Annotated in this window: 34 protein-coding genes; 1 reads left to right on the top strand and 33 read right to left on the bottom strand. The window is 34.4% G+C overall.

What is annotated here, in order from left to right; translation table 11 throughout:
• Positions 1-138: 138 nt before the first annotated feature.
• The 33 genes from carA to rpsL form a co-directional block, all read right to left on the bottom strand.
• Entirely contained in the window at positions 139-1242 is a 1104-nt protein-coding gene (carA, locus tag JJL45_RS05790; protein ID WP_067147400.1) for a glutamine-hydrolyzing carbamoyl-phosphate synthase small subunit, read from the bottom strand.
• A gap of 114 nt (positions 1243-1356) precedes the next feature.
• Complete coding sequence (gene rplQ, locus JJL45_RS05785) at positions 1357-1830, bottom strand: 50S ribosomal protein L17 (protein ID WP_067147397.1); 474 nt, start codon at positions 1828-1830, stop codon at positions 1357-1359.
• Between the two features lie 119 nt (positions 1831-1949).
• Complete coding sequence (locus JJL45_RS05780; protein WP_067147393.1) at positions 1950-2942, bottom strand: DNA-directed RNA polymerase subunit alpha; 993 nt, start codon at positions 2940-2942, stop codon at positions 1950-1952.
• Positions 2943-3039: 97 nt separating this feature from the next.
• Positions 3040-3645 carry a 30S ribosomal protein S4 gene (rpsD, locus tag JJL45_RS05775; protein WP_067147390.1) on the bottom strand — a complete coding sequence of 202 codons (606 nt, stop codon included), beginning with the start codon at positions 3643-3645 and terminating at the stop codon, positions 3040-3042.
• 186 nt (positions 3646-3831) lie between these two features.
• Positions 3832-4215, bottom strand: a complete 384-nt coding sequence (gene rpsK, locus JJL45_RS05770; protein ID WP_067147387.1) for a 30S ribosomal protein S11 — start codon at positions 4213-4215, stop codon at positions 3832-3834.
• A gap of 112 nt (positions 4216-4327) precedes the next feature.
• Positions 4328-4702, bottom strand: a complete 375-nt coding sequence (rpsM, locus tag JJL45_RS05765; RefSeq protein ID WP_068602669.1) for a 30S ribosomal protein S13 — start codon at positions 4700-4702, stop codon at positions 4328-4330.
• 109 nt (positions 4703-4811) lie between these two features.
• Entirely contained in the window at positions 4812-4928 is a 117-nt protein-coding gene (gene ykgO / locus JJL45_RS05760) for a type B 50S ribosomal protein L36 (protein WP_013305171.1), read from the bottom strand.
• Positions 4929-4932: 4 nt separating this feature from the next.
• Positions 4933-5148 carry a translation initiation factor IF-1 gene (gene infA, locus JJL45_RS05755; protein WP_028289261.1) on the bottom strand — a complete coding sequence of 72 codons (216 nt, stop codon included), beginning with the start codon at positions 5146-5148 and terminating at the stop codon, positions 4933-4935.
• 10 nt (positions 5149-5158) lie between these two features.
• Positions 5159-6514: a preprotein translocase subunit SecY gene (gene secY / locus JJL45_RS05750; RefSeq protein ID WP_067147380.1), complete on the bottom strand. Its 1356-nt coding sequence runs from the start codon at positions 6512-6514 to the stop codon at positions 5159-5161.
• A gap of 14 nt (positions 6515-6528) precedes the next feature.
• On the bottom strand, positions 6529-6981 hold the full coding sequence (gene rplO / locus JJL45_RS05745; RefSeq protein ID WP_067147377.1) for a 50S ribosomal protein L15: 453 nt from the start codon (positions 6979-6981) through the stop codon (positions 6529-6531).
• 16 nt (positions 6982-6997) lie between these two features.
• Positions 6998-7177, bottom strand: coding sequence for a 50S ribosomal protein L30 (rpmD, locus tag JJL45_RS05740; protein WP_067147374.1), 180 nt, complete (start codon positions 7175-7177; stop codon positions 6998-7000).
• An 11-nt stretch (positions 7178-7188) separates the two neighbouring features.
• Positions 7189-7713: a 30S ribosomal protein S5 gene (rpsE, locus tag JJL45_RS05735; protein ID WP_067147371.1), complete on the bottom strand. Its 525-nt coding sequence runs from the start codon at positions 7711-7713 to the stop codon at positions 7189-7191.
• 6 nt (positions 7714-7719) lie between these two features.
• Positions 7720-8076 (bottom strand): 50S ribosomal protein L18, encoded by a 357-nt coding sequence (gene rplR, locus JJL45_RS05730; RefSeq protein ID WP_068602670.1) that lies wholly within the window; start codon positions 8074-8076, stop codon positions 7720-7722.
• Between the two features lie 10 nt (positions 8077-8086).
• The gene (rplF, locus tag JJL45_RS05725; RefSeq protein ID WP_067147361.1) at positions 8087-8629 is read right to left on the bottom strand and encodes a 50S ribosomal protein L6; all 543 of its coding nucleotides are present in this window, start codon (positions 8627-8629) and stop codon (positions 8087-8089) included.
• Between the two features lie 18 nt (positions 8630-8647).
• Positions 8648-9046, bottom strand: a complete 399-nt coding sequence (gene rpsH / locus JJL45_RS05720; RefSeq protein WP_067147358.1) for a 30S ribosomal protein S8 — start codon at positions 9044-9046, stop codon at positions 8648-8650.
• Positions 9047-9115: 69 nt separating this feature from the next.
• Positions 9116-9385 carry a 30S ribosomal protein S14 gene (gene rpsN / locus JJL45_RS05715; protein WP_040278732.1) on the bottom strand — a complete coding sequence of 90 codons (270 nt, stop codon included), beginning with the start codon at positions 9383-9385 and terminating at the stop codon, positions 9116-9118.
• A gap of 3 nt (positions 9386-9388) precedes the next feature.
• Positions 9389-9940, bottom strand: a complete 552-nt coding sequence (gene rplE / locus JJL45_RS05710) for a 50S ribosomal protein L5 (protein ID WP_067147356.1) — start codon at positions 9938-9940, stop codon at positions 9389-9391.
• Positions 9941-9942: 2 nt separating this feature from the next.
• Positions 9943-10254 carry a 50S ribosomal protein L24 gene (rplX, locus tag JJL45_RS05705; RefSeq protein ID WP_068602671.1) on the bottom strand — a complete coding sequence of 104 codons (312 nt, stop codon included), beginning with the start codon at positions 10252-10254 and terminating at the stop codon, positions 9943-9945.
• Positions 10255-10270: 16 nt separating this feature from the next.
• Positions 10271-10639 (bottom strand): 50S ribosomal protein L14, encoded by a 369-nt coding sequence (gene rplN, locus JJL45_RS05700; protein ID WP_067147352.1) that lies wholly within the window; start codon positions 10637-10639, stop codon positions 10271-10273.
• Between the two features lie 2 nt (positions 10640-10641).
• The gene (gene rpsQ, locus JJL45_RS05695; RefSeq protein ID WP_054729566.1) at positions 10642-10899 is read right to left on the bottom strand and encodes a 30S ribosomal protein S17; all 258 of its coding nucleotides are present in this window, start codon (positions 10897-10899) and stop codon (positions 10642-10644) included.
• Positions 10900-10912: 13 nt separating this feature from the next.
• Positions 10913-11104 carry a 50S ribosomal protein L29 gene (rpmC, locus tag JJL45_RS05690; RefSeq protein WP_067147350.1) on the bottom strand — a complete coding sequence of 64 codons (192 nt, stop codon included), beginning with the start codon at positions 11102-11104 and terminating at the stop codon, positions 10913-10915.
• Between the two features lie 13 nt (positions 11105-11117).
• Positions 11118-11537, bottom strand: coding sequence for a 50S ribosomal protein L16 (gene rplP / locus JJL45_RS05685; RefSeq protein ID WP_067147348.1), 420 nt, complete (start codon positions 11535-11537; stop codon positions 11118-11120).
• A 21-nt stretch (positions 11538-11558) separates the two neighbouring features.
• Positions 11559-12284, bottom strand: coding sequence for a 30S ribosomal protein S3 (gene rpsC, locus JJL45_RS05680; protein ID WP_068602672.1), 726 nt, complete (start codon positions 12282-12284; stop codon positions 11559-11561).
• A 9-nt stretch (positions 12285-12293) separates the two neighbouring features.
• A complete protein-coding gene (rplV, locus tag JJL45_RS05675; protein ID WP_067147344.1) occupies positions 12294-12701 on the bottom strand; it encodes a 50S ribosomal protein L22 in 408 nt (135 codons plus the stop codon).
• A gap of 6 nt (positions 12702-12707) precedes the next feature.
• On the bottom strand, positions 12708-12986 hold the full coding sequence (gene rpsS / locus JJL45_RS05670) for a 30S ribosomal protein S19 (protein WP_067147342.1): 279 nt from the start codon (positions 12984-12986) through the stop codon (positions 12708-12710).
• A gap of 3 nt (positions 12987-12989) precedes the next feature.
• Positions 12990-13817 carry a 50S ribosomal protein L2 gene (rplB, locus tag JJL45_RS05665; protein ID WP_067147340.1) on the bottom strand — a complete coding sequence of 276 codons (828 nt, stop codon included), beginning with the start codon at positions 13815-13817 and terminating at the stop codon, positions 12990-12992.
• Between the two features lie 10 nt (positions 13818-13827).
• Entirely contained in the window at positions 13828-14118 is a 291-nt protein-coding gene (gene rplW, locus JJL45_RS05660; protein ID WP_019386269.1) for a 50S ribosomal protein L23, read from the bottom strand.
• Between the two features lie 7 nt (positions 14119-14125).
• A complete protein-coding gene (gene rplD / locus JJL45_RS05655; RefSeq protein WP_067147338.1) occupies positions 14126-14755 on the bottom strand; it encodes a 50S ribosomal protein L4 in 630 nt (209 codons plus the stop codon).
• Complete coding sequence (gene rplC, locus JJL45_RS05650; protein WP_067147336.1) at positions 14755-15372, bottom strand: 50S ribosomal protein L3; 618 nt, start codon at positions 15370-15372, stop codon at positions 14755-14757. Before rplC ends, rplD begins: the two co-directional genes overlap by 1 nt.
• A 413-nt stretch (positions 15373-15785) precedes the next feature.
• Complete coding sequence (gene rpsJ, locus JJL45_RS05645; protein WP_007650482.1) at positions 15786-16091, bottom strand: 30S ribosomal protein S10; 306 nt, start codon at positions 16089-16091, stop codon at positions 15786-15788.
• An 18-nt stretch (positions 16092-16109) separates the two neighbouring features.
• Positions 16110-18230, bottom strand: a complete 2121-nt coding sequence (gene fusA / locus JJL45_RS05640; RefSeq protein WP_068602673.1) for an elongation factor G — start codon at positions 18228-18230, stop codon at positions 16110-16112.
• A 6-nt stretch (positions 18231-18236) separates the two neighbouring features.
• The gene (rpsG, locus tag JJL45_RS05635; RefSeq protein WP_067147332.1) at positions 18237-18713 is read right to left on the bottom strand and encodes a 30S ribosomal protein S7; all 477 of its coding nucleotides are present in this window, start codon (positions 18711-18713) and stop codon (positions 18237-18239) included.
• A gap of 83 nt (positions 18714-18796) precedes the next feature.
• A complete protein-coding gene (gene rpsL, locus JJL45_RS05630) occupies positions 18797-19171 on the bottom strand; it encodes a 30S ribosomal protein S12 (protein WP_019386263.1) in 375 nt (124 codons plus the stop codon).
• Positions 19172-19386: 215 nt separating this feature from the next.
• Here rpsL and JJL45_RS05625 point away from each other — a divergent pair, with 215 nt between their 5' ends.
• Entirely contained in the window at positions 19387-21045 is a 1659-nt protein-coding gene (locus JJL45_RS05625; RefSeq protein WP_068602674.1) for a POTRA domain-containing protein, read from the top strand.
• Positions 21046-21162: the final 117 nt, after the last annotated feature.

Genomic DNA, 21162 nt, shown 5'->3' with positions numbered 1-21162 from the left:
CTTTATATTATTTCAAATTTACGGCTAAATCTTGTTTTTCTTGACAAAATTCAAAAGAAATTAACAGAAAAATCTCTACAACGTTTTAGTAAAACAAAACCCCTTTAATTGCAAGTAATTAAAGGGGTTTTAAAAGTTTTATTTTTTGATGTTTTCTATAAACTGATCGAACAGATAATCAGAATCATGAGGACCAGGACTAGCCTCTGGGTGATACTGAACCGAGAAACAGTTTTTGCTCTTCATTGCTAAACCAGCTACGGTATTGTCATTTAGGTGAACATGAGTAACTTCTAAATCTGGATGTGCCTCAGCCTCTTCTCTATTCACAGCAAAACCATGATTTTGAGACGTTATTTCACCTTTACCAGTAATCATGTTTTTTACTGGGTGGTTAATACCTCTATGTCCATTGTGCATTTTATAGGTAGAAACACCATTAGCACGCGCTATAATTTGATGCCCTAAACAGATACCAAATAAAGGCAAGTTTCTTTTAATAATTTCTTTAGCCACTTCTTGAGCTTCAACTAAAGGCTCTGGATCACCAGGACCATTAGATAGGAAGTAACCATCAGGGTTAAAAGCTTCTAAATCTGCAAAAGAAGCATTGTATGGAAATACTTTAATGTAAACATCACGTTTGGCAATGTTTCTTAAAATGTTCTTTTTAATACCAATATCTAAAGCAGCTACTTTGTATGTAGCATTTTCATCACCGTAATAGTAAGGTTCTTTGGTTGATACTTTAGAAGCTAACTCAAGACCTTCCATATTAGGAACTTCTGCTAATTGCTTCTTAAGACCTTCAATATTGTCAACTTCGGTCGAAATAACCGCATTCATAGCGCCATTGTCACGAATATAACTTACTAAAGCACGTGTATCAACATCAGAAATAGCTAATAAGTTGTTTTTATCTAAAAACGCTTCTAGAGAACCATCGGCATCTACTCTTGAGTATTCATAGCTAAAGTTTTTAACAATTAACCCAGCAATTTTAATGGAATCTGACTCCACTTCCTCAGCATTGGTACCGTAGTTTCCAATATGAGCATTTGTAGCTACCATTAATTGTCCGTAATAAGAAGGATCGGTAAAAATTTCTTGGTAACCAGTCATTCCCGTATTAAAACAAACCTCACCAAATGAAGTTCCTTGTTTATTACCTACTGCCTTACCGTGAAAAATGGTGCCATCTGCTAAAAGAAGGATGGCTTTTTGTCTTTTTTGATATTTCATATTATTCTTATGAGCTTCCTGACTGCTCAGGAAAAAAGTTTTACAAAATTGCGCAAAAAAAAGGATAAACTAAAATAGTTTATCCTTTATATTTTAAATGCTTATCAACATCTATTATTCCTCTTCGTTTGAAGCTTTAGTTTCAACAGGAGCCGTTTCAGCTGGTTTAGAACCACCTCTTCTACTTCTTCTTGTTGTTTTCTTCTTAGCTTTATCAGCGTTGTAGATTTCGTTATAATCAACTAATTCTATCATCGCCATATCAGCGTTATCACCTAAACGATTACCTAATTTGATAATTCTAGTATAACCTCCTGGTCTGTCAGCGATTTTTACAGCTACTTCTCTGAATAATTCAGTTACTGCATCTTTTTGTCTAAGGCTAGCCATAACAATACGTCTGTTATGCGTGCTATCAACTTTAGATTTAGTAATCATTGGCTCAACAAATTGTTTTAAAGCCTTTGCTTTAGCAACAGTAGTATTAATACGCTTGTGCTCGATTAAAGAACAAGCCATATTAGCCAACATAGCTTTTCTATGTGCTGTTTTTCTACCTAAGTGGTTTACTTTTTTTCCGTGTCTCATGACATTTTAAATTTGACATCATCTTGCTACCAGATCCGTTTTGGAGAGCAAATTATGAGTCGTTAATAATTATTTGTTGATAAATTAGAAACTTAAATGGGTTACCCCGAATAAATTCCTTAGTCTTTATCTAATTTATATTTACTTAAATCCATTCCGAAATTAAGACCTTTAACATTAACAAGCTCTTCAAGCTCAGTTAAAGATTTTTTACCAAAGTTTCTGAATTTCATTAAATCATTTTTATTGAATGATACTAAGTCACCTAAAGTATCAACTTCAGCAGCTTTTAAACAGTTAAGAGCACGTACAGATAAATCCATATCGATTAACTTCGTTTTAAGCAACTGTCTCATGTGAAGTGATTCTTCATCATAAGTTTCAGTTTGTGCAATTTCATCAGCCTCTAAAGTGATACGCTCATCAGAGAATAACATAAAGTGGTGAATCAAAGTTTTAGCACCTTCAGTTAAAGCGTCTTGTGGAGAGATTGAACCATCTGTAATGATTTCAAAAACTAATTTTTCGTAATCAGTTTTTTGCTCAACACGATAGTTTTCAATACTATACTTAACGTTTTTTATTGGCGTGTAAATTGAATCTGTAAAGATCGTTCCAATTGGTGCAGAAGCTTTTTTGTTTTCTTCAGCAGGAACATATCCTCTACCTTTTTCAATCGTGATTTCCATGTTAAAGTTAACTTTAGGATCTAAATTACAGATCACTAATTCTGTGTTTAACACTTGAAATCCTGAAATGAATTTCTGAAAATCGCCAGCTGTAATTCTATCTTGACCTGAGATTGAAATTGAAATTGACTCATTGTCAATATCATCAATTTGTCTCTTAAAACGTACTTGTTTTAGGTTTAAGATAATTTCTGTAACGTCTTCTACAACGCCAGAAATAGCTGAAAATTCATGATCTACACCTTCAATTCTTACTGAAGTGATTGCAAATCCTTCTAAAGAAGATAATAATACTCTTCTTAATGCATTACCAACTGTAAGACCATAACCAGGTTCTAGAGGTCTGAATTCGAATTTTCCTTCGAAATCAGTAGAATCGATCATGATTACTTTGTCGGGCTTTTGAAAATTAAATACTGCCATTTTGTTTCTTCGTTTTAATTGTTATTTGGTTGCGCGGTTTATAAGTTTGAAGAAAGACGAATAAACCCTTTGGCCAAATACCAATATGGTTAATTTATTATTTAGAATATAATTCGACGATAAACTGTTCGTTTATATTTTCTGGAATTTGAATTCTTTGTGGTACAGAAACGTAAGTTCCTTGTTTTGTGTCGTTGTTCCAAGTAATCCACTCGTAAACAGTGCTAGCGTTAGAAAGAGATCTTTCGATAGCTTCAAGTGATTTAGACTTTTCACGAACAGCAACAACATCACCAGCTTGTAATTGGTAAGATGGAATGTTTACAATTTCTCCATTTACAGTAATATGTCTGTGAGAAACTAATTGTCTTGCACCGCTTCTAGTTGGAGCAATACCCATTCTGAATACTACGTTATCTAATCTAGACTCACATAATTGAAGTAATACTTCACCAGTAATACCTTGAGCAGCTCTCGCTTTTTTAAACAATCCTCTAAACTGACGCTCTAATATACCGTAAGTATATTTTGCTTTTTGTTTAGCTTCTAATTGAATTGCGTATTCAGATTTCTTACCACGTCTTCTGTTGTTTCCGTGTTGCCCAGGAGGGTAATTTCTTTTTTCGAATGATTTGTCATCTCCGAAGATAGCTTCGCCAAATTTACGAGCTATTTTAGTTTTAGGACCAGTATATCTTGCCATAATAAATTTAATTAAGGGAGTGATTATGAATTAAGGTCTTAATCTTATCCTTCGATAATCTCTTGATCTCCCGTTGATACTTGTTTTTTTTCAGTTTGCAAATGTACACAAAAAATTAATATCACCTAGCATGTAGGTGATATTAATTTTTGATTTGCTTTATTTAAGTCTCTAAAGAGAAAAAGATTAAACTCTTCTTCTTTTAGGAGGACGACAACCATTATGTGGTAATGGAGTAACATCGATTATTTCTGTTACTTCAATTCCTGCATTATGGATTGAACGGATAGCAGATTCTCTACCATTTCCAGGTCCTTTAACATAAACCTTTACCTTTTTTAACCCAGCTTCTTGAGCTACAGCAGCAGCATCTTCAGCAGCTAATTGAGCAGCATAAGGTGTGTTTTTCTTAGAACCTCTAAATCCCATTTTACCAGCAGAAGACCATGAAATTACGTCTCCTTTTTTATTAGTAAGGGAAATGATAATGTTATTGAATGATGCTGTTACGTGAGCTTCACCAACAGACTCTACAATAACTTTACGTTTTTTTGTGCTTGTTTTTGCCATATTCTTTTAGTTTTTAGTTGCTAGCTTTTAGTTATTGGAATCCTAAACTATAACATTTCAAGCAGATTCTTCTAACGTCCAAATACTAATGAACTAATGACTGTTTTAATTATTACTTAGTTGCTTTTTTCTTGTTAGCAACAGTTTTTCTTCTACCTTTTCTTGTTCTAGAGTTGTTTTTAGTACGTTGACCTCTTAATGGAAGTCCAGCTCTATGACGAATACCTCTATAACATCCGATATCCATTAAACGCTTAATATTTAATTGCGTTTCAGAACGTAATTCACCTTCGATAGTAAAACTACCAACAGCTTCACGAATGTTACTAATTTGATCGTCTGTCCAATCTTGAACTTTTGTGCTTTCATCAACTTTAGCAGCTTCTAAAATTTCTTTAGCTCTACTTCTACCTATTCCGTAGATATAAGTTAATGATATAACACCTCTTTTGTTTTTTGGTATGTCTACACCTGCAATTCTTGCCATATTCTTTTAGTTTTTAGCTGTTAGTTTTTAGTTGTTAGAATCCTAAACATTTCTATTTCGAACAGATTCTCATCTAACTACTTTTTCACTAATGGCTCTTATCTAATTATTAACCTTGTCTTTGTTTAAATCTAGGATTCTTTTTGTTTATCACGTAAAGTCTACCTTTTCTACGCACGATTTTACAATCTGCACTTCTCTTTTTAACTGAAGCTCTTACTTTCATCGTATTAGTATCTATAAGTTATTCGAGCCTTACTTAAATCATAAGGACTCATTTCTAATTTTACTTTATCTCCTGGTAATAATTTAATGTAATGCATACGCATTTTACCTGAGATATGGGCAGTCACAATGTGACCATTTTCTAATTCAACACGAAACATCGCATTAGATAATGCTTCTATAATTGTTCCGTCTTGTTCTATTGCTGCTTGTTTTGCCATAGTATAATAATTAAGCTACTGCTTTTCTATTTTTACCTGTCTTCATCAAACCATCATAGTGCCTATTCAACAAATAAGAATTTATTTGTTGCATCGTGTCTATTGCAACTCCAACCATAATTAATAACGACGTTCCTCCGAAAAATAAAGCCCAACCCTGCTGAACTCCCATTAACTTAACAATAAGTGCAGGGAAGATAGCGATAAGTGCTAAAAAGATAGAACCTGGTAAGGTAATTTGGGACATGATCTTATCTAGATAATCTGATGTCTCAGATCCTGGACGTATGCCTGGAATGAAACCACCACTACGTTTTAAATCGTCGGCCATTTTATTTGTAGGAACCGTAATTGCTGTATAAAAGTATGTAAATACAATAATCAATAAAGCAAATGTAAGGTTATAAACAAACCCAAACATATCAGAGTAGTTTGTTTGTAACCAAGCACCGGTAGCAGTTTCCTTTAAGAAAGAAGACCCACCAATTAAACCTGGAACAAACATAATAGCCTGAGCGAAAATGATTGGCATAACCCCAGAAGCATTAAGCTTTAAAGGAATATACTGTCTTGAACCTGCCATAGCACTTTTCTCATAACCACCAGAAGCTGTTCTTCTAGCATACTGTACAGCAATTTTTCTAACGCCCATTACAAGCATGATTGCTGCTAAAATGATTACAAACCAGATAACAAATTCAATTAATACCATCATTAAACCACCGTTTCCACCACCTTCTAATCTGGTAGCTGCATTTTGTAAAAATGCTTGAGGTAAAGTAGCAATGATACCAACCATAATTAATAAAGAAATACCATTACCAATACCTTTATCGGTAATTTTCTCTCCCAACCACATAGCGAAAATACATCCCGTAACTAAGATTGATACTGAAGAGAAATAGAATAATGGCCCTGTCCCTAATAAAAACGCGCTTTGAGGAATACCTAATGCAGGTAAACTTGCTAAATAACCAGGCGCTTGTAGTAAACAGATAGCAATGGTTAACCAACGTGTAATTTGGTTAATTTTCTTCTGACCACTAGCGCCTTCTTTTTGCAGTTTTTGCAAATAAGGAATGGCAATACCCATTAGTTGAACCACAATAGAAGCAGAAATGTAAGGCATGATACCTAGAGCGAAAACCGAAGCATTAGCAAATGCACCTCCTGTAAAGGCATTAAGCAAACCTAACAAACCACCGTCTGTTTTATCAGCTAAACCTTCCAATTGAGCAGCATCTATACCTGGTAATACTACTTGAGCACCAAAACGATAAACTAATAATAAACCGAGTGTAACTACGATTCTATTTCTTAGTTCTTCTATTTTCCAAACATTCTTAATTGATTCTATAAATTTCATACTTAAAATGAGTATTATATAGTTACAGCTTCTCCGCCAGCAGCTTCAATAGCAGCTTTTGCTGAAGCAGTAAACTTATGAGCAGACACTTTTAATTTTGATTTTAATTCACCACGACCTAAAATTTTAACAAGGTCATTTTTACCGACTAAACGGTTTGTGAATAAAGTTTCAAAATCAACAGTTTCTCCAATCTTCTTATCATCAACCAATTGTTGTAAAGTATCTAAGTTGATACCTTGATATTCAACACGGTTAATGTTTGTAAAACCAAACTTAGGTACACGTCTTTGAAGTGGCATTTGCCCTCCTTCAAATCCTAGCTTTTTAGAATAACCAGAACGTGACTTAGCTCCTTTGTGACCACGTGTAGCAGTACCACCTTTACCAGAACCTTGTCCTCTACCTATTCTTTTCCCTTGGGTTTTTACTGAACCTTCTGCAGGTTTTAAATTACTTAAATCCATTTTTCAGTTTATATTTTTAAGCTTCTTGAACAGAAACTAAATGTGAAACTTTAGCAACCATACCAAGTATATTTGGTGTAGCTTCATGCTCTTTTACTTGACCAATCTTTTTAAGACCTAGAGCTTCTAAAGTTCTCTTTTGTCTTAGCGGACGATTGATTGCGCTTTTAACTTTTGTTACTTTAATCTTTGCCATTTCTGTCTTTATTAAGCGTTAAAAACTTGTTCAAGTGAAATACCTCTATCTTTAGCGATTACGTTTGCATCTCTTAATTGTAATAAAGCATCAAAAGTTGCTTTAACTACGTTATGAGGGTTTGACGATCCTTGAGATTTAGATAATACATCGTGTACACCAACGGCTTCTAACACTGTTCTTACAGCACCACCAGCGATAACTCCTGTACCAGGAGCAGCAGGGATAATATTAACTCTAGCTCCACCGTATTTACCTTTTTGCTCATGTGGTAAAGTTCCTTTAATAATAGGAATTCTCACAAGGTTTTTCTTAGCATCTTCTACTGCTTTTGCAATTGCACTAGCAACATCTTTAGATTTTCCTAAACCTTGTCCTACAACACCAGCTTCATCACCAACTACTACAATTGCTGAAAAACCAAATGCTCTACCACCTTTAGTTACTTTAGTAACTCTCTGTACACCAACTAAACGATCTTTAAGATCTAATCCACCTGGTTTTACTAACTCTGCACTTTTATATTTTTGAAACATAATATATTAGAATTTAAGTCCTGCTTCTCTAGCTCCTTCAGCTAATGATTTAACTCTACCGTGATATAAGTAACCACCTCTATCAAAAGAGATTGTTTCTACACCAGCTTTTAAAGCTTTCTCAGCAAGTGCCTTACCTACTAACTTAGCTACTTCAGATTTAGTTGCATTTGCAGCACTAATGTCTTTATCTCTTGAAGATGCTGAACTGATAGTAATACCAGTTACATCATCAACTAATTGAGCATAAATTTCTTTATTACTTCTATAAACAGCTAATCGTGGTTTTGCTTCTGTACCAGAAACAACCTTACGGATTCTGTTTTTTATTCTTAGTCTTCTTTCGTTCTTTGTCAATGCCATAACTTAATTATTAAGCTGATTTACCTGCTTTTCTTCTAATTTCTTCACCTACAAACTTGATACCTTTTCCTTTGTAAGGTTCAGGTTTTCTAAATCCACGGATCTTCGCAGCTACTTGACCAACAAGTTGTTTATCGAATGATGTTAACTTAACGATTGGGTTTTTACCTTTTTCAGAAACGGTTTCAACCTTAACTTCTGGAGCAATATCCATAACAATGTTATGAGAAAATCCTAAAGCTAAATCTAATTTTTGTCCTTGGTTAGATGCTCTATAACCTACACCAACCAATTCTAATTCTTTAGTCCATCCTTTAGATACACCTTCAATCATATTGTTTACTAAAGATCTGTATAAACCATGTTTGGCTTTTTGATCTTTGTGATCTGAAGAACGTGTTACTAAAACATCGCCTTCTTCTACTTTAATTTCAACAGTGTCGAAATTTTGAGTTAGTTCACCTAATTTTCCTTTTACAGTTAAAACGTTGTCTTTAACATCAACTGTTACACCTTCTGGAATGGCTACTGGATTATTTCCTATTCTTGACATTTCTTTCTGGTTTTAAAATTAGTAAACGTAACATAAAACTTCACCACCAACATTATCTCTTTTGGCTTGTTTACCAGTCATAACTCCGTGAGAAGTTGAAACGATGGCAATACCAAGTCCGTTAAGGATACGAGGTAAATCTTTAGAACTAGCATACTTACGTAAACCTGGTGTACTAATTCTTTGAAGTTTTTTAATTACAGGTTCTTTAGTTTCTTTATTGTATTTAAGAGCTATTTTAATAGTTCCTTGTACAGAAGAATCTTCAAATTTATAACTTAAAATATATCCTTGTTCGAATAAAATTTTAGTTATGTCTTTTTTCAAATTAGATGCTGGAATCTCTACCACTCTGTGGTTAGCACGCACCGCGTTTCTAATTCTTGTCAAATAATCCGCAATTGGATCTGAGTACATAATGAATTGATTTTGTGATCTTGGTTTTCGGCCTTGCGCCGAACCTAAAATCTGATTATTTAAATAATATTACCAACTAGCTTTTCTTACTCCAGGTATAAGACCTTGGTTAGCCATTTCTCTAAAAGTTACACGAGAGATCCCGAAAGTTCTCATGTATCCTTTTGGTCTACCTGTTAATTTACATCTATTATGCTGACGAATAGGAGATGCATTTTTAGGTAACTTTTGTAATGCTTCGTAATCTCCAGCTTCTTTTAAAGCTTTACGTTTCTCAGCATATTTAGCTACAGTTTTTGCTCTTTTTACCTCACGGGCTTTCATTGATTCTTTAGCCATATCTTAGTTCTTTTGAAAAGGTAATCCTAATTCGGTTAATAATGATTTCGCTTCTTTATCAGTTTCGGCAGTTGTTACAAATGTAATATCCATACCAGAAATTTTGTTCACTTTATCAATGTTTATTTCTGGGAAGATGATTTGTTCAGTAATTCCTAAGTTGTAATTACCTCTACCATCGAAACCTGTAGCTTTAATTCCGTTAAAATCTCTTACACGTGGAAGTGCAGAAGTTACTAAACGGTCTAAAAACTCATACATTTTTTCACCACGTAAAGTTACTTTAGCGCCGATAGGCATACCTTTACGTAATTTAAATGATGCAACATCCTTTTTAGATAATGTAGAAATCGCTTTTTGTCCAGATATAGTCGTTAATTCTTCTACAGCGTAGTCAATTAATTTTTTGTCTGCAACAGCTGCTCCAACACCTTTAGATATTACTATCTTAGAAAGTTTAGGAACTTGCATTACATTCTTATATCCAAATTCGTCTGTAAGAGCTGCAATTACTTTGCTTTTATACTCTTCTTTAAGTCTTGGTGAATATCCCATAACTATATTACTTCATTAGATTTTATTGAAAATCTTACTTTTTTATCACCTTCTACTCTATATCCAACTCTTGTTGTTTCTCCTTTTGAAGTTAACAATGATAAGTTAGAAATATGAATAGGTGCTTCTTTCTTTACGATTCCTCCTTGAGGATTTTGTGCACTTGGTTTAGTATGTTTCTTAACCATGTTTACACCCTCAACGATCGCTTTGTTCTTTTCTATTAATACTTTTTGTACAACACCTTCAGATCCTTTGTGGTCTCCAGCGATTACTTTTACAGTATCTCCAGTTTTTATTTTAAGCTTTGTCATCTTACTTATTAATGTATTAAAGCACTTCTGGTGCTAATGATACAATCTTCATGAATTGTTTATCACGAAGCTCTCTAGCAACAGGACCAAATACACGTGTACCTCTCATCTCACCCGTTGGGTTTAATAATACACAAGCATTATCATCAAATCTTATATAAGATCCATCTGGTCTTCTTACTTCCTTCTTGGTACGTACAACAACTGCTGTAGAAACTGCTTTTTTCTTAACGTTTCCGTTAGGGGTTGCATCTTTTACAGAAACAACTATTTTGTCTCCAACAGAAGCGTATCTTCTTTTAGTACCTCCCAATACACGGATAACCAAAACTTCTTTTGCTCCTGTATTGTCTGCTACTTTTAATCTTGATTCTTGCTGTAACATAATTATTTAGCTCTTTCTATGATTTCTACTAATCTCCAACATTTAGATTTACTTAAAGGCCTTGTTTCCATGATCTTTACAGTATCACCAATATTACAATCGTTCGTTTCGTCGTGTGCAACATATTTCTTAGTTTTTAACACGAACTTACCATACATAGGGTGTTTTACTTTTTTAACCTCAGAAACCACAATTGATTTCTGCATCTTGTTACTAGTAACAACTCCTATACGTTCTTTTCTTAAATTTCTTGTTTCCATCTTTTCGGCAGAATTATTGTAATTCTCTTTTAGTTAATTCGGTCGCAATTCTAGCTACAGATCTTCTTACAGTACGTAATTGAATTGGATTCTCTAAAGGAGATATTGCATGAGCCAATTTTAGGTCTGAATAACTCTTTTTTGTTTCACTAAGTTTCTCTTGTAACTCAGCAACAGATAATTCTTTAATTTCTGATTGTTTCATAATATCAAATAAATTATGCTTCGTAATCTCTAGCGATTAAAAACTTAGTTTTAACAGGTAATTTTTGTGCTGCTAAACGTAATGCTTCTTTTGCAACGTCTAAAGGCACACCACCTATTTCAAATAAAACACGACCTGGTCTACAAACGGCTACCCAATATTCAACGGCACCTTTACCTTTACCCATACGTACTTCAAGAGGCTTTTTTGTGATCGGCTTGTCTGGAAATATTTTAATCCAAAGTTGACCTTCTCTTTTCATGTAACGTGTAGCGGCAATACGAGCTGCTTCTATTTGACGAGACGTTATAAAAGTTGCGTCTAATGCTTTTATTCCAAAAGTTCCGTTTGAAAGTTGGTGTCCTCTTCCAGAGAGACCTTTCATACGTCCTTTTTGCTGTTTACGAAATTTTGTTCTTTTAGGCTGTAACATTTTTCTTTACTTTATAAAAAATTACTTTCTACGACGTGGGTTAGATTTGTTTCCGCCACGTCCTCCGGCTCCACCTTTTCCTTGCTTCTTAGATAAACCAACAAGCGGAGAAAGTTCTCTTTTACCATATACTTCACCTTTCATGATCCATACTTTAACACCCAATCTACCGTAAGTAGTGTGTGCCTCAACTAAAGCATAATCAATATCGGCTCTGAAGGTTGATAAAGGAATACGTCCTTCTTTGTAGTGTTCAGAACGTGCCATTTCAGCACCATTTAAACGACCACTAATTTGGATTTTAATTCCTTCAGCATTCATACGCATTGTAGCAGCGATAGCCATTTTGATTGCACGTCTGTATGAAATTCTATTTTCAATTTGACGAGCAATACTAGATCCTACTAAAAATGCATCAAGTTCAGGTCTTTTAATTTCAAAGATGTTAATCTGAACCTCTTTTCCAGTAATTTTCTTAAGCTCTTCTTTTAACTTGTCTACCTCTTGACCACCTTTACCGATAATAATACCAGGTCTAGCAGTAGTGATAGTAACGGTTACAAGTTTTAAAGTTCTTTCAATAATTACTCTACTAACACTAGCTTTAGATAAACGCGCGTGAACGTATTTTCTAATTTTATCGTCTTCGGCAAGCTTATCTCCATAATCATTACCTCCGTACCAGTTAGATTCCCATCCTCTGATAATACCTAAGCGATTTCCGATTGGATTTGTTTTTTGTCCCATACTTCTATCTTAGCTTTGTGTGTTATTTTTAGCTCCTACCACTAATGTTACGTGGTTTGAACGTTTTCTAATTCTGTGTGCACGACCTTGAGGTGCTGGACGCAATCTTTTTAACATAGATCCACCATCAACTCTAATCTCTTTTACTATTAATCCAGCCTCTTCGATGTTACCTTCTTCGTTTTTAGCTTGCCAGTTTGCAATTGCAGACAATAACAATTTCTCTAAACGACCAGATGCTTCTTTTTGGTTGAATTTTAAGATATTAAGTGCATTTTCTACTTTTTCACCTCTTACTAAATCGGCTACTAAACGCATTTTTCTCGGTGATGTAGGACAATTATTAAGTTTAGCAAAAGCAACTTGCTTTTTTCCTTCCTTAATAGCGTCTGCCATTTGTTTTTTACGACTTCCCATAGCTTACTACTTTTTACCTTTATTTTTAGCACCTGCATGTCCACGGAATGAACGTGTTGGTGAAAATTCTCCTAATTTATGTCCTACCATGTTCTCAGTAACGTATACTGGTACAAATTGGCGGCCATTGTGTACTGCGATTGTTTGTCCAACAAAATCTGGAGTAATCATACTTGCTCTTGACCAAGTTTTGATTACTGTTTTTTTGTTTCCTTCAACATTTACAGCAACTTTTTTCTCTAATTTATAATGAACGTAAGGTCCTTTTTTTAATGATCTTGCCATGTCTTATTTCTTTCTACGTTCTACAATATATTTATTACTTGCTTTCGTCTTAGAACGGGTTCTGTATCCTTTAGCTGGCACACCGTTTCTAGAACGTGGGTGTCCACCTGAAGATTTACCTTCACCACCACCCATTGGGTGATCAACTGGATTCATTACTACTGGTCTAGTACGTGGTCTTCTACCTAACCATCTTGTTCTACCCGCTTTACCACCTACTAATAATTGGTGATCTGAGTTAGAAACAACACCAACAGTAGCCATACAGTTTACAAGAATTAATCTTGTTTCACCTGAAGGTAATTTTACTGTAGCAAATTTACCATCTCTTGCCATTAACTGAGCAAAAGCACCAGCACTACGTGCCATAACAGCACCTTGACCTGGACGTAACTCTACACAAGAAATAATTGTTCCTAATGGAATTTCACTTAATGGCATGGCGTTTCCAATTTCTGGAGCGATACCTTCTGTACCAGATACTACATTTTGTCCAACCTGTAAACCATTTTGAGCAATAATGTATCTTTTCTCACCATCTTGATAATTCAATAAAGCGATAAAAGCTGTTCTGTTTGGATCGTATTGAATTGAAGCTACTTCAGCAGGAATTCCTGCTTTGTCTCTTTTAAAATCAATGATACGATACTTTCTTTTATGACCACCACCAATATAGCGCATGGTCATTTTTCCTTGACTGTTTCTACCACCAGACCTTTTATTCGGAACGAGTAAACTCTTTTCCGGCTTATCAGTAGTAATGGCGTCATAACCATTTACTACTCTAAAACGCTGTCCTGGGGTGATTGGTTTTAATTTTCTTACTGACATTTGTCTTTAATTACATGTTACTGTATAAATCAATCATTTCACCTTCCGCCAGTTGTACAATTGCCTTTTTAACAGCATTTGTTTTACCATGTTGAATACCAGTTTTAGTAAACTTGGTACTACGATCTGGACGGACATTTATAGTACGAACTTTTTCAACAGAAACACCATAAGCAGCTTCAACCGCTTTTTTGATTTCTACCTTGTTCGCCTTAGTGTTCACTGCGAAAGTATAGCAGTTTCTTAACTCGCTATCTGCAGTCGCTTTTTCTGTGATTATAGGTTTAATTAAGATACTCATCTGTTTCTTATTTACTTAAGTTTGTTTCAATTCCTGCTAATGCTCCTTCTAATAAAACAACTTGTCCTGCATTTAGGATTTTGTAAGTGCTCAATTCTGAAGCAGTAATAACCTCTGTACGTTGTACGTTACGAGATGCTAAATAAACATTGTTATTTGCAGCACCTAATACGAACAAAGTTTTTTTGTTTTCAAGCTCTAAAGCTTTTAAAACAGCTGTAAAGTTCTTTGTCTTTACAGTATCAAAATTAAAGTCTTCTAAAACTGTAATTGATTTTTCTCCTGCTTTGATACTTAAGGCAGACTTACGCGCTAAACGCTTTAAGTTTTTATTAAGTTTGAAGCTGTAGTTTCTAGGTCTTGGACCGAACATACGACCACCACCTTTAAATACACCAGACTTAATACTACCTGCTCTTGCAGTACCAGTTCCTTTTTGCTTTTTAATCTTACGCGTAGATCCAGAAATCTCAGCTCTCTCTTTAGACTTGTGAGTTCCTTGTCTTTGGTTTGCTAAATATTGTTTAACATCCAAATATACAGCGTGATTATTAGGCTCAATAGCAAACACATCTTTAGAAAGGTCTGCCTTTCTACCTGTGTCTTTTCCGTTTATATCTAAAACTGCTACTTTCATTATTTTCTAATAATTACATAAGCGTTTTTGTGTCCAGGTACACACCCTTTCACTACTAGTAGGTTCTTTTCAGCAACTACTTTTAAAACTCTTAAATTTTGAACTTTAACTGTGTCTCCACCCATTCTTCCTGCCATTTTCATTCCTTTGAAAACTCTTGCAGGGTAAGATGCAGCTCCAATTGACCCTGGCGCTCTTAAACGGTTATGTTGACCGTGAGTAGCTTGACCTACACCACCGAAACCATGACGTTTTACAACACCTTGAAATCCTTTACCTTTAGATGTTCCTGCTACATCAACAAATTCACCTTCAGCAAAGTGATCTACAGTAACAGCATCTCCTAATTTGTACTCCGCATCAAAACCTTTGAATTCAACGAGTTTTCGCTTAACAGAAGTACCCGCTTTTTTAGCATGACCTAAGTCTGCTTTAGTAGCGCTTTTTTCTGTCGCGTCATCGAAACCAAGTTGTACAGCATTATAACCGTCAACTTCTTCAGTTCTGACTTGGGTAACGATACATGGTCCAGCTTCGATAACTGTACAAGGAATATTCTTCCCGTTTTCATCGAAGATGCTGGTCATACCGATTTTCTTTCCAATTAACCCAGACATATTTAATTATTTATTAATGATTTACTTATTTATTAAAAACATTTAAGGCTGAAAATACCATTCAGCCTTGAAGTGTATTTTTGCCGTTTTTCCCGCAACCGCATTGGTGGGACATGTAAATATGAAGTTAAACTCCACATTTTAGGAGTGCAAATGTAGAGTTTTATTTTGATTTAAAAAAATGATTATCAAATAATTCTGCATAAATTCTTTATAACCACGTAATTAGTACAATTTGCACCAATTTAGCATTATTAAGCACAGCAAAAACAAGGAGATTTAAACCTATAAAGTGTCTTGAAAAGCTCCAGAAACACTAATAAAACGACTATAAACACAAAAAAGCACCAGAATAATAACTTATCCTGATGCTTTACTTTATAAAGTATTAAAAGTTTAAACTTTTAATCTACTTATACTTTAATTTCTACTTCTACACCACTTGGTAACTCTAATTTCATTAGAGCATCAATCGTTTTTGAAGATGAAGAGTAAATATCAAGTAAACGCTTGTAAGAGCTTAATTGAAATTGTTCTCTAGATTTCTTGTTAACGTGTGGAGAACGTAATACAGTGAAAATTTTCTTGTGTGTTGGTAATGGAATTGGTCCAGTTACAACAGCACCAGTACTTTTTACTGTTTTTACAATCTTATCAGCAGACTTGTCTACTAAGTTATGATCGTAAGACTTTAATTTTATTCTGATTTTTTGACTCATTTTCTTAACTTTTTAAGATTATTCTCCTTTTGCTGCTTTAATAACCTCTTCAGAAATATTTGAAGGTGTTTCAGCATAGTGTGAAAATTCCATTGTTGATGTTGCACGACCAGATGACAATGTTCTTAATGTTGTTACATAACCAAACATTTCCGATAATGGCACAGTAGCTTTTACAGTTTTTGCTCCAGCTCTATCACCCATATCACTAACCTGACCTCTTCTTCTATTTAAATCACCTACAATATCACCCATGTTTTCTTCAGGAGTAATAACCTCAAGTTTCATAATAGGCTCCATAATAACCGCTTTTGCAGCTTTTGCAGAGTTTTTAAATCCTAATTTTGCAGCTAATTCGAAAGATAATTGATCCGAATCCACATCGTGGTAAGAACCATCAGTTAATGTTACTTTCATAGCATCAACTTCATATCCTGCTAATGGTCCATTAATCATGGCCATTTTGAATCCTTTTTCAATTGAAGGGATAAATTCTTTAGGAACGTTACCACCTTTAATTTCAGAAACAAATTCTAAACCAACTTTACCTTCTTCAGCAGGCTCAAGTGTAAATACGATATCAGCAAATTTACCACGTCCACCAGATTGTTTTTTGTAAACTTCTCTGTGTTCTGCACGTTGTGTAATAGCCTCTTTGTACTCAACTTGTGGTTGACCTTGATTTACTTCAACCTTAAACTCACGTTTAAGACGGTCTACAATAATATCTAAGTGAAGCTCACCCATTCCAGAAATAATAGTCTGTCCTGAAGCTTCATCAGTTCTAGCAGTAAACGTTGGATCTTCCTCAGCTAATTTAGCTAAAGCCATACCCATCTTATCTACATCTGCTTTAGTTTTAGGCTCAACCGCGATACCAATTACTGGATCTGGGAAGTCCATAGATTCTAAAACGATAGGATTCTTTTCATCAGACATAGTATCACCAGTCTTGATATCTTTAAATCCTACTGCTGCTCCAATATCACCTGCTTCGATAAAATCGATAGCATTTTGTTTATTAGAGTGCATTTGATAGATACGTGAAATACGTTCTTTTTTACCTGAACGGTTATTTAAGATATAAGATCCTGCATCTAAACGACCTGAATATGCTCTAAAGAAAGCTAAACGTCCTACAAAAGGATCGGTAGCAATTTTAAATGCTAAAGCCGAGAATGGCTCTTTTACATCTGGCTTACGTTTTTCTTCGTCACCTGTTGATGGGTTTGTTCCAACAACACTATCTCTATCTAATGGAGAAGGTAAATAACGACATACAGCATCTAATAAAAACTGTACTCCTTTATTTTTGAAAGCAGAACCACAAATCATAGGGATGATTGACATATCCATTACAGCAGCTCTAAGTGCAGCGTGCACCTCTTCTTCTGTAATAGAATCTTCATCTTCCATGAATTTTTCTAATAGATTCTCGTCATATCCAGCAACCTCTTCAATAAGTAAGGCACGGTATTTACGAGCTTCTTCTTTCATATCTTCTGGAATATCGATCACATCAAAAGTTGCCCCTTGAGTTTCATCATGCCAAATAATAGCACGGTTTTTTACTAAATCAACAATTCCTTTAAAGTCTGCCTCATCACCAATGTTTAAAACGATTGGCACAGCGTTAGACTTTAACATATCTTTTACTTGTTGACAAACACCTAAAAAGTTAGATCCTTGACGGTCCATTTTGTTAACAAAACCAATTCTAGGCACTTTATAGTTATCAGCTAGTCTCCAGTTAGTTTCAGATTGAGGCTCAACACCATCAACCGCACTAAATAAGAACACTAAACCATCAAGAACACGTAAAGATCTGTTTACCTCAACGGTAAAATCAACGTGACCCGGAGTATCGATAATATTAAAGTGGTAATCTTTTGTTTCAGGTAATGGTTGTGCATTTTCCATTGGGAATTTCCAAGAACAAGTTGTTGCAGCAGAAGTAATTGTAATACCTCTTTCTTGCTCTTGCTCCATCCAGTCCATTGTTGCAGCACCATCATGCACCTCACCAATTTTATGAGAAACACCTGTATAATAAAGTACACGTTCTGTAGTAGTGGTTTTCCCTGCATCAATATGTGCAGCGATACCAATATTTCTAGTGAATTTTAAATCTCTTGCCATTTCTTATTAAAATCTAAAGTGAGAGAATGCTTTGTTTGCTTCCGCCATCTTGTGCGTATCAACTCTTTTCTTAACCGCTGCACCTTCTTCTTTAGCTGCTGCTAAGATCTCGGTTGCTAAACGTAACGCCATAGACTTTTCATTTCTTTTACGTGAAAAGCTAATAAGCCATTTCATAGCCGTAGAAACTTTACGGTCTGGACGAATTTGCATTGGAATTTGGAATGTTGCACCACCAACACGACGACTACGTACTTCTACGTGAGGCATCACATTAGATAAAGCATCTTTCCAGATCTCTAAAGCCGTTTTCTCTTCGTCAGTTTTTTTCGAATCTACAATATCAATTGCATCGTAGAATACTTTAAAAGCTACCGATTTCTTTCCATCCCACATCATCATGTTAACGAAACGAGTTACTAACTGATCGTTAAAACGTGGATCTGGTAAAAGCGGTCTCTTTTTTGCTGCTCTTTTTCTCATGTCTTCTTTTTGAGTTTTTAGTTTTTAGCTATTAGCTATTCGTTTTTTTTCAAACGTCTAACTTCTAACTTCTAACTTTAATTTTACTTCTTAGGGCGTTTAGCACCATACTTAGATCTACGTTGCGTTCTACCTGAAACACCTGCTGTGTCTAAAGCACCACGTACAATGTGATATCTAACTCCTGGTAAATCTTTTACCCTTCCACCTCTTACCAATACTATCGAGTGCTCTTGTAGATTGTGTCCTTCACCACCGATGTATGCATTAACCTCGTTTCCGTTTGTTAAACGAACCCTTGCTACCTTACGCATTGCTGAGTTAGGTTTTTTAGGTGTCGTTGTGTAAACACGAGTACACACACCACGTCTTTGCGGACAAGAATCTAAAGCAGCCGATTTACTCTTCTTGGTAATTTTGGCTCTTCCTTTTCTTACTAATTGCGAAATTGTTGGCATATATATTATATATAAATTTTATTATCCTCTTCTAAGAGGGCTGCAAAGGTAGAAATTAAATTTTATTATTCAAATCCTAATTCATTAATTTTCAACCTAAAATGAAATTTATTTATTGACTTATATTATCAAGTAGTATTTTCCGTTAGATTTACAATAAAAAAAGGACCTACCAAAACGTGAAAAAACCTATCTATTTCATAATCATACTCTCCATGCTTTTTTCGCTGAATGGGTTTGCACAAAATTTAGGTTTAAAAGTATACGGTAAATCAGATTCTGAATCTTCAATTATTGAAAATTTAAACTACACCTCCTTTCACAAAAACTACCGGTCTGTAAAATCTGAGGTTGACAGTATTCAAAACACCCTTTTAAAAATGGGATATATTGAAAAAGAATTAAAGTTTATTAAAAAAATAAACGATTCTACATTCGAATCTGCAATCCATTTAAAGAACAAAATCGACACCATATATATATACCATAATAAAAAGGAAATAAACACATCCAAAATAAGCCATGTGTTCAAGATAATAAACGACACCTGTTTCGCAGTAACACTTCCTAATTTAGAAAACACTTTAAGCTATATAAATAGTGAGAATGCAAAAAAAGGTTTCCCTTTTGCTAACCTAAAACTATCAAACATTGTAAAACGCGACTCAACTTCACTTAAAGCACATTTAATTTTAGACACGTCGAAGAAAAAAAGAACCATAGACCATATTATTATAAAAGGATATGAAAAGTTCCCTAAGTCCTATTTAAAACATTTTTTAAAAATTAAACCAGGACAAACTTTCGATTTAAATCAGATTAAATCAAAAACAGAACAACTTAATAATTTAAATTTTGCTCGAGAAACCAAAAGTCCAGAAGTGCTATTCTCAAAAGATTCCACAAGCCTTTACCTTTATTTAGAAAAAACACAGAGCAACACTTTTGATGGTTTTATCGGATTTGGAACTAATGAAGACACCAACAAACTAGAATTCGATGGTTATTTAAACCTAAACCTCATAAACAATTTGAATTTTGGAGAAGCATTTCGAATTTTATATAAAAGTGATGAAAATGACCAGAGAACGTTTGAAACCAACTTATCATTGCCATACTTATTTAAAACCCCTATTGGCGTAGAGTTGATGTTACGTCTATTCAAAAAAGACTCTTCATTCACCACAGCAAACCAATCTGTAAAACTGCATTATCAAATAAACGCTAAAAACAAAACATTTGCAGGCATCGCTTCAACAGAATCAAACAACCTACTTTCTGAGAACACAGCAAGTTTAATTTCGGATTACTCTACATTTAATTACACCTTAGGTTACGAATTCACAAGTTCTAGAACTATGAATATACTATTCCCATGGAATTCCAAAATTTACACAGATGTAAGTCTAGGTAATCGAAAAACCAGCACTTCACAAGAAAACCAAACTTTAGCATTGCTAGACGCCTTTAAAATATTTAACCTAAATCAAAAAAACAGCATCTTCCTAAGAGTAAATGGAGGAGCCTTAATCTCTAATACCTATTATGAAAATGAATTACTAAGGTTTGGCGGCATTAACTCAATAAGAGGTTTCGAAGAAAACAGCATTTACGCCTCACTTTACGGTGTTATAAATAACGAATACAGATTCCAATTAAGCAACACCATATATATTAACTCAATTATTGATGCTGCATATTATGAAAATAAAATAACAAACATTCACCAAAAACTCTACGGATTTGGCTTCGGATTTGGCCTTCTAACCAAAGCTGGTTTATTTAAATTCAACTATGCACTTGGAAAAACAGAAAACGAAAATGCGAAACTTTCAAATTCAAAGATACATTTAAGTTTAATAGCTAATTTTTAGTATTAGATTACAGTTTTATGGCAATTTAGTACCTAATTCCGAAATTTTAACCATTATTTGTTGTTTTATTAACTTTTTATTATGATTTTTGACCTGACTAATTCAAATAATTATAAA

The sequence above is a fragment of the Tamlana sp. s12 genome (assembly GCF_016767215.1).
In the GTDB taxonomy this organism is placed as follows: Bacteria; Bacteroidota; Bacteroidia; order Flavobacteriales; family Flavobacteriaceae; genus Pseudotamlana; species Pseudotamlana agarivorans.
The sequence above is the reverse complement of the archived record's forward strand: the minus strand, read 5'-3'. Positions and strand labels throughout refer to the sequence as shown.

What these genes read in the sequence shown, in the direction of transcription:
- rpsN (WP_040278732.1), bottom strand. Translation starts at nt 9,385, where the DNA reads ATGGCTAAAGAATCAATGAAAGCCCGTGAGGTAAAAAGAGCAAAAACT.
- rplE (WP_067147356.1), bottom strand. Translation starts at nt 9,940, where the DNA reads ATGGGATATTCACCAAGACTTAAAGAAGAGTATAAAAGCAAAGTAATT.
- rplC (WP_067147336.1), bottom strand. Translation starts at nt 15,372, where the DNA reads ATGTCTGGGTTAATTGGAAAGAAAATCGGTATGACCAGCATCTTCGAT.
- rpsL (WP_019386263.1), bottom strand. Translation starts at nt 19,171, where the DNA reads ATGCCAACAATTTCGCAATTAGTAAGAAAAGGAAGAGCCAAAATTACC.
- JJL45_RS05780 (WP_067147393.1), bottom strand. Translation starts at nt 2,942, where the DNA reads ATGGCAGTATTTAATTTTCAAAAGCCCGACAAAGTAATCATGATCGAT.
- rplF (WP_067147361.1), bottom strand. Translation starts at nt 8,629, where the DNA reads ATGTCAAGAATAGGAAATAATCCAGTAGCCATTCCAGAAGGTGTAACA.
- rplP (WP_067147348.1), bottom strand. Translation starts at nt 11,537, where the DNA reads ATGTTACAGCCTAAAAGAACAAAATTTCGTAAACAGCAAAAAGGACGT.
- infA (WP_028289261.1), bottom strand. Translation starts at nt 5,148, where the DNA reads ATGGCAAAACAAGCAGCAATAGAACAAGACGGAACAATTATAGAAGCA.
- rplD (WP_067147338.1), bottom strand. Translation starts at nt 14,755, where the DNA reads ATGAAAGTAGCAGTTTTAGATATAAACGGAAAAGACACAGGTAGAAAG.
- rpsD (WP_067147390.1), bottom strand. Translation starts at nt 3,645, where the DNA reads ATGGCAAGATATACTGGTCCTAAAACTAAAATAGCTCGTAAATTTGGC.
- rpsQ (WP_054729566.1), bottom strand. Translation starts at nt 10,899, where the DNA reads ATGGAAACAAGAAATTTAAGAAAAGAACGTATAGGAGTTGTTACTAGT.
- ykgO (WP_013305171.1), bottom strand. Translation starts at nt 4,928, where the DNA reads ATGAAAGTAAGAGCTTCAGTTAAAAAGAGAAGTGCAGATTGTAAAATC.
- rpsS (WP_067147342.1), bottom strand. Translation starts at nt 12,986, where the DNA reads ATGGCAAGATCATTAAAAAAAGGACCTTACGTTCATTATAAATTAGAG.
- rpsJ (WP_007650482.1), bottom strand. Translation starts at nt 16,091, where the DNA reads ATGAGTCAAAAAATCAGAATAAAATTAAAGTCTTACGATCATAACTTA.
- rpsM (WP_068602669.1), bottom strand. Translation starts at nt 4,702, where the DNA reads ATGGCAAGAATTGCAGGTGTAGACATACCAAAAAACAAAAGAGGTGTT.
- rplR (WP_068602670.1), bottom strand. Translation starts at nt 8,076, where the DNA reads ATGGCATTGACAAAGAACGAAAGAAGACTAAGAATAAAAAACAGAATC.
- rplV (WP_067147344.1), bottom strand. Translation starts at nt 12,701, where the DNA reads ATGGGAAGTCGTAAAAAACAAATGGCAGACGCTATTAAGGAAGGAAAA.
- carA (WP_067147400.1), bottom strand. Translation starts at nt 1,242, where the DNA reads ATGAAATATCAAAAAAGACAAAAAGCCATCCTTCTTTTAGCAGATGGC.
- rplQ (WP_067147397.1), bottom strand. Translation starts at nt 1,830, where the DNA reads ATGAGACACGGAAAAAAAGTAAACCACTTAGGTAGAAAAACAGCACAT.
- rpsH (WP_067147358.1), bottom strand. Translation starts at nt 9,046, where the DNA reads ATGTACTCAGATCCAATTGCGGATTATTTGACAAGAATTAGAAACGCG.
- rplB (WP_067147340.1), bottom strand. Translation starts at nt 13,817, where the DNA reads ATGTCAGTAAGAAAATTAAAACCAATCACCCCAGGACAGCGTTTTAGA.
- rpsK (WP_067147387.1), bottom strand. Translation starts at nt 4,215, where the DNA reads ATGGCAAAAACAAGCACAAAAAAACGTAAAGTTATTGTAGAGTCTGTT.
- rplX (WP_068602671.1), bottom strand. Translation starts at nt 10,254, where the DNA reads ATGACAAAGCTTAAAATAAAAACTGGAGATACTGTAAAAGTAATCGCT.
- rplW (WP_019386269.1), bottom strand. Translation starts at nt 14,118, where the DNA reads ATGAGTATCTTAATTAAACCTATAATCACAGAAAAAGCGACTGCAGAT.
- secY (WP_067147380.1), bottom strand. Translation starts at nt 6,514, where the DNA reads ATGAAATTTATAGAATCAATTAAGAATGTTTGGAAAATAGAAGAACTA.
- rpsE (WP_067147371.1), bottom strand. Translation starts at nt 7,713, where the DNA reads ATGTTTCAAAAATATAAAAGTGCAGAGTTAGTAAAACCAGGTGGATTA.
- rpsG (WP_067147332.1), bottom strand. Translation starts at nt 18,713, where the DNA reads ATGAGAAAAAGAGCAGCAAAAAAGAGACCGCTTTTACCAGATCCACGT.
- rpmD (WP_067147374.1), bottom strand. Translation starts at nt 7,177, where the DNA reads ATGGCAAAGATTAAAGTAACAAAAGTTAAAAGCGCAATCAATCGTCCG.
- rplN (WP_067147352.1), bottom strand. Translation starts at nt 10,639, where the DNA reads ATGTTACAGCAAGAATCAAGATTAAAAGTAGCAGACAATACAGGAGCA.
- rpmC (WP_067147350.1), bottom strand. Translation starts at nt 11,104, where the DNA reads ATGAAACAATCAGAAATTAAAGAATTATCTGTTGCTGAGTTACAAGAG.
- rpsC (WP_068602672.1), bottom strand. Translation starts at nt 12,284, where the DNA reads ATGGGACAAAAAACAAATCCAATCGGAAATCGCTTAGGTATTATCAGA.
- fusA (WP_068602673.1), bottom strand. Translation starts at nt 18,230, where the DNA reads ATGGCAAGAGATTTAAAATTCACTAGAAATATTGGTATCGCTGCACAT.
- JJL45_RS05625 (WP_068602674.1), top strand. Translation starts at nt 19,387, where the DNA reads ATGCTTTTTTCGCTGAATGGGTTTGCACAAAATTTAGGTTTAAAAGTA.
- rplO (WP_067147377.1), bottom strand. Translation starts at nt 6,981, where the DNA reads ATGGATTTAAGTAATTTAAAACCTGCAGAAGGTTCAGTAAAAACCCAA.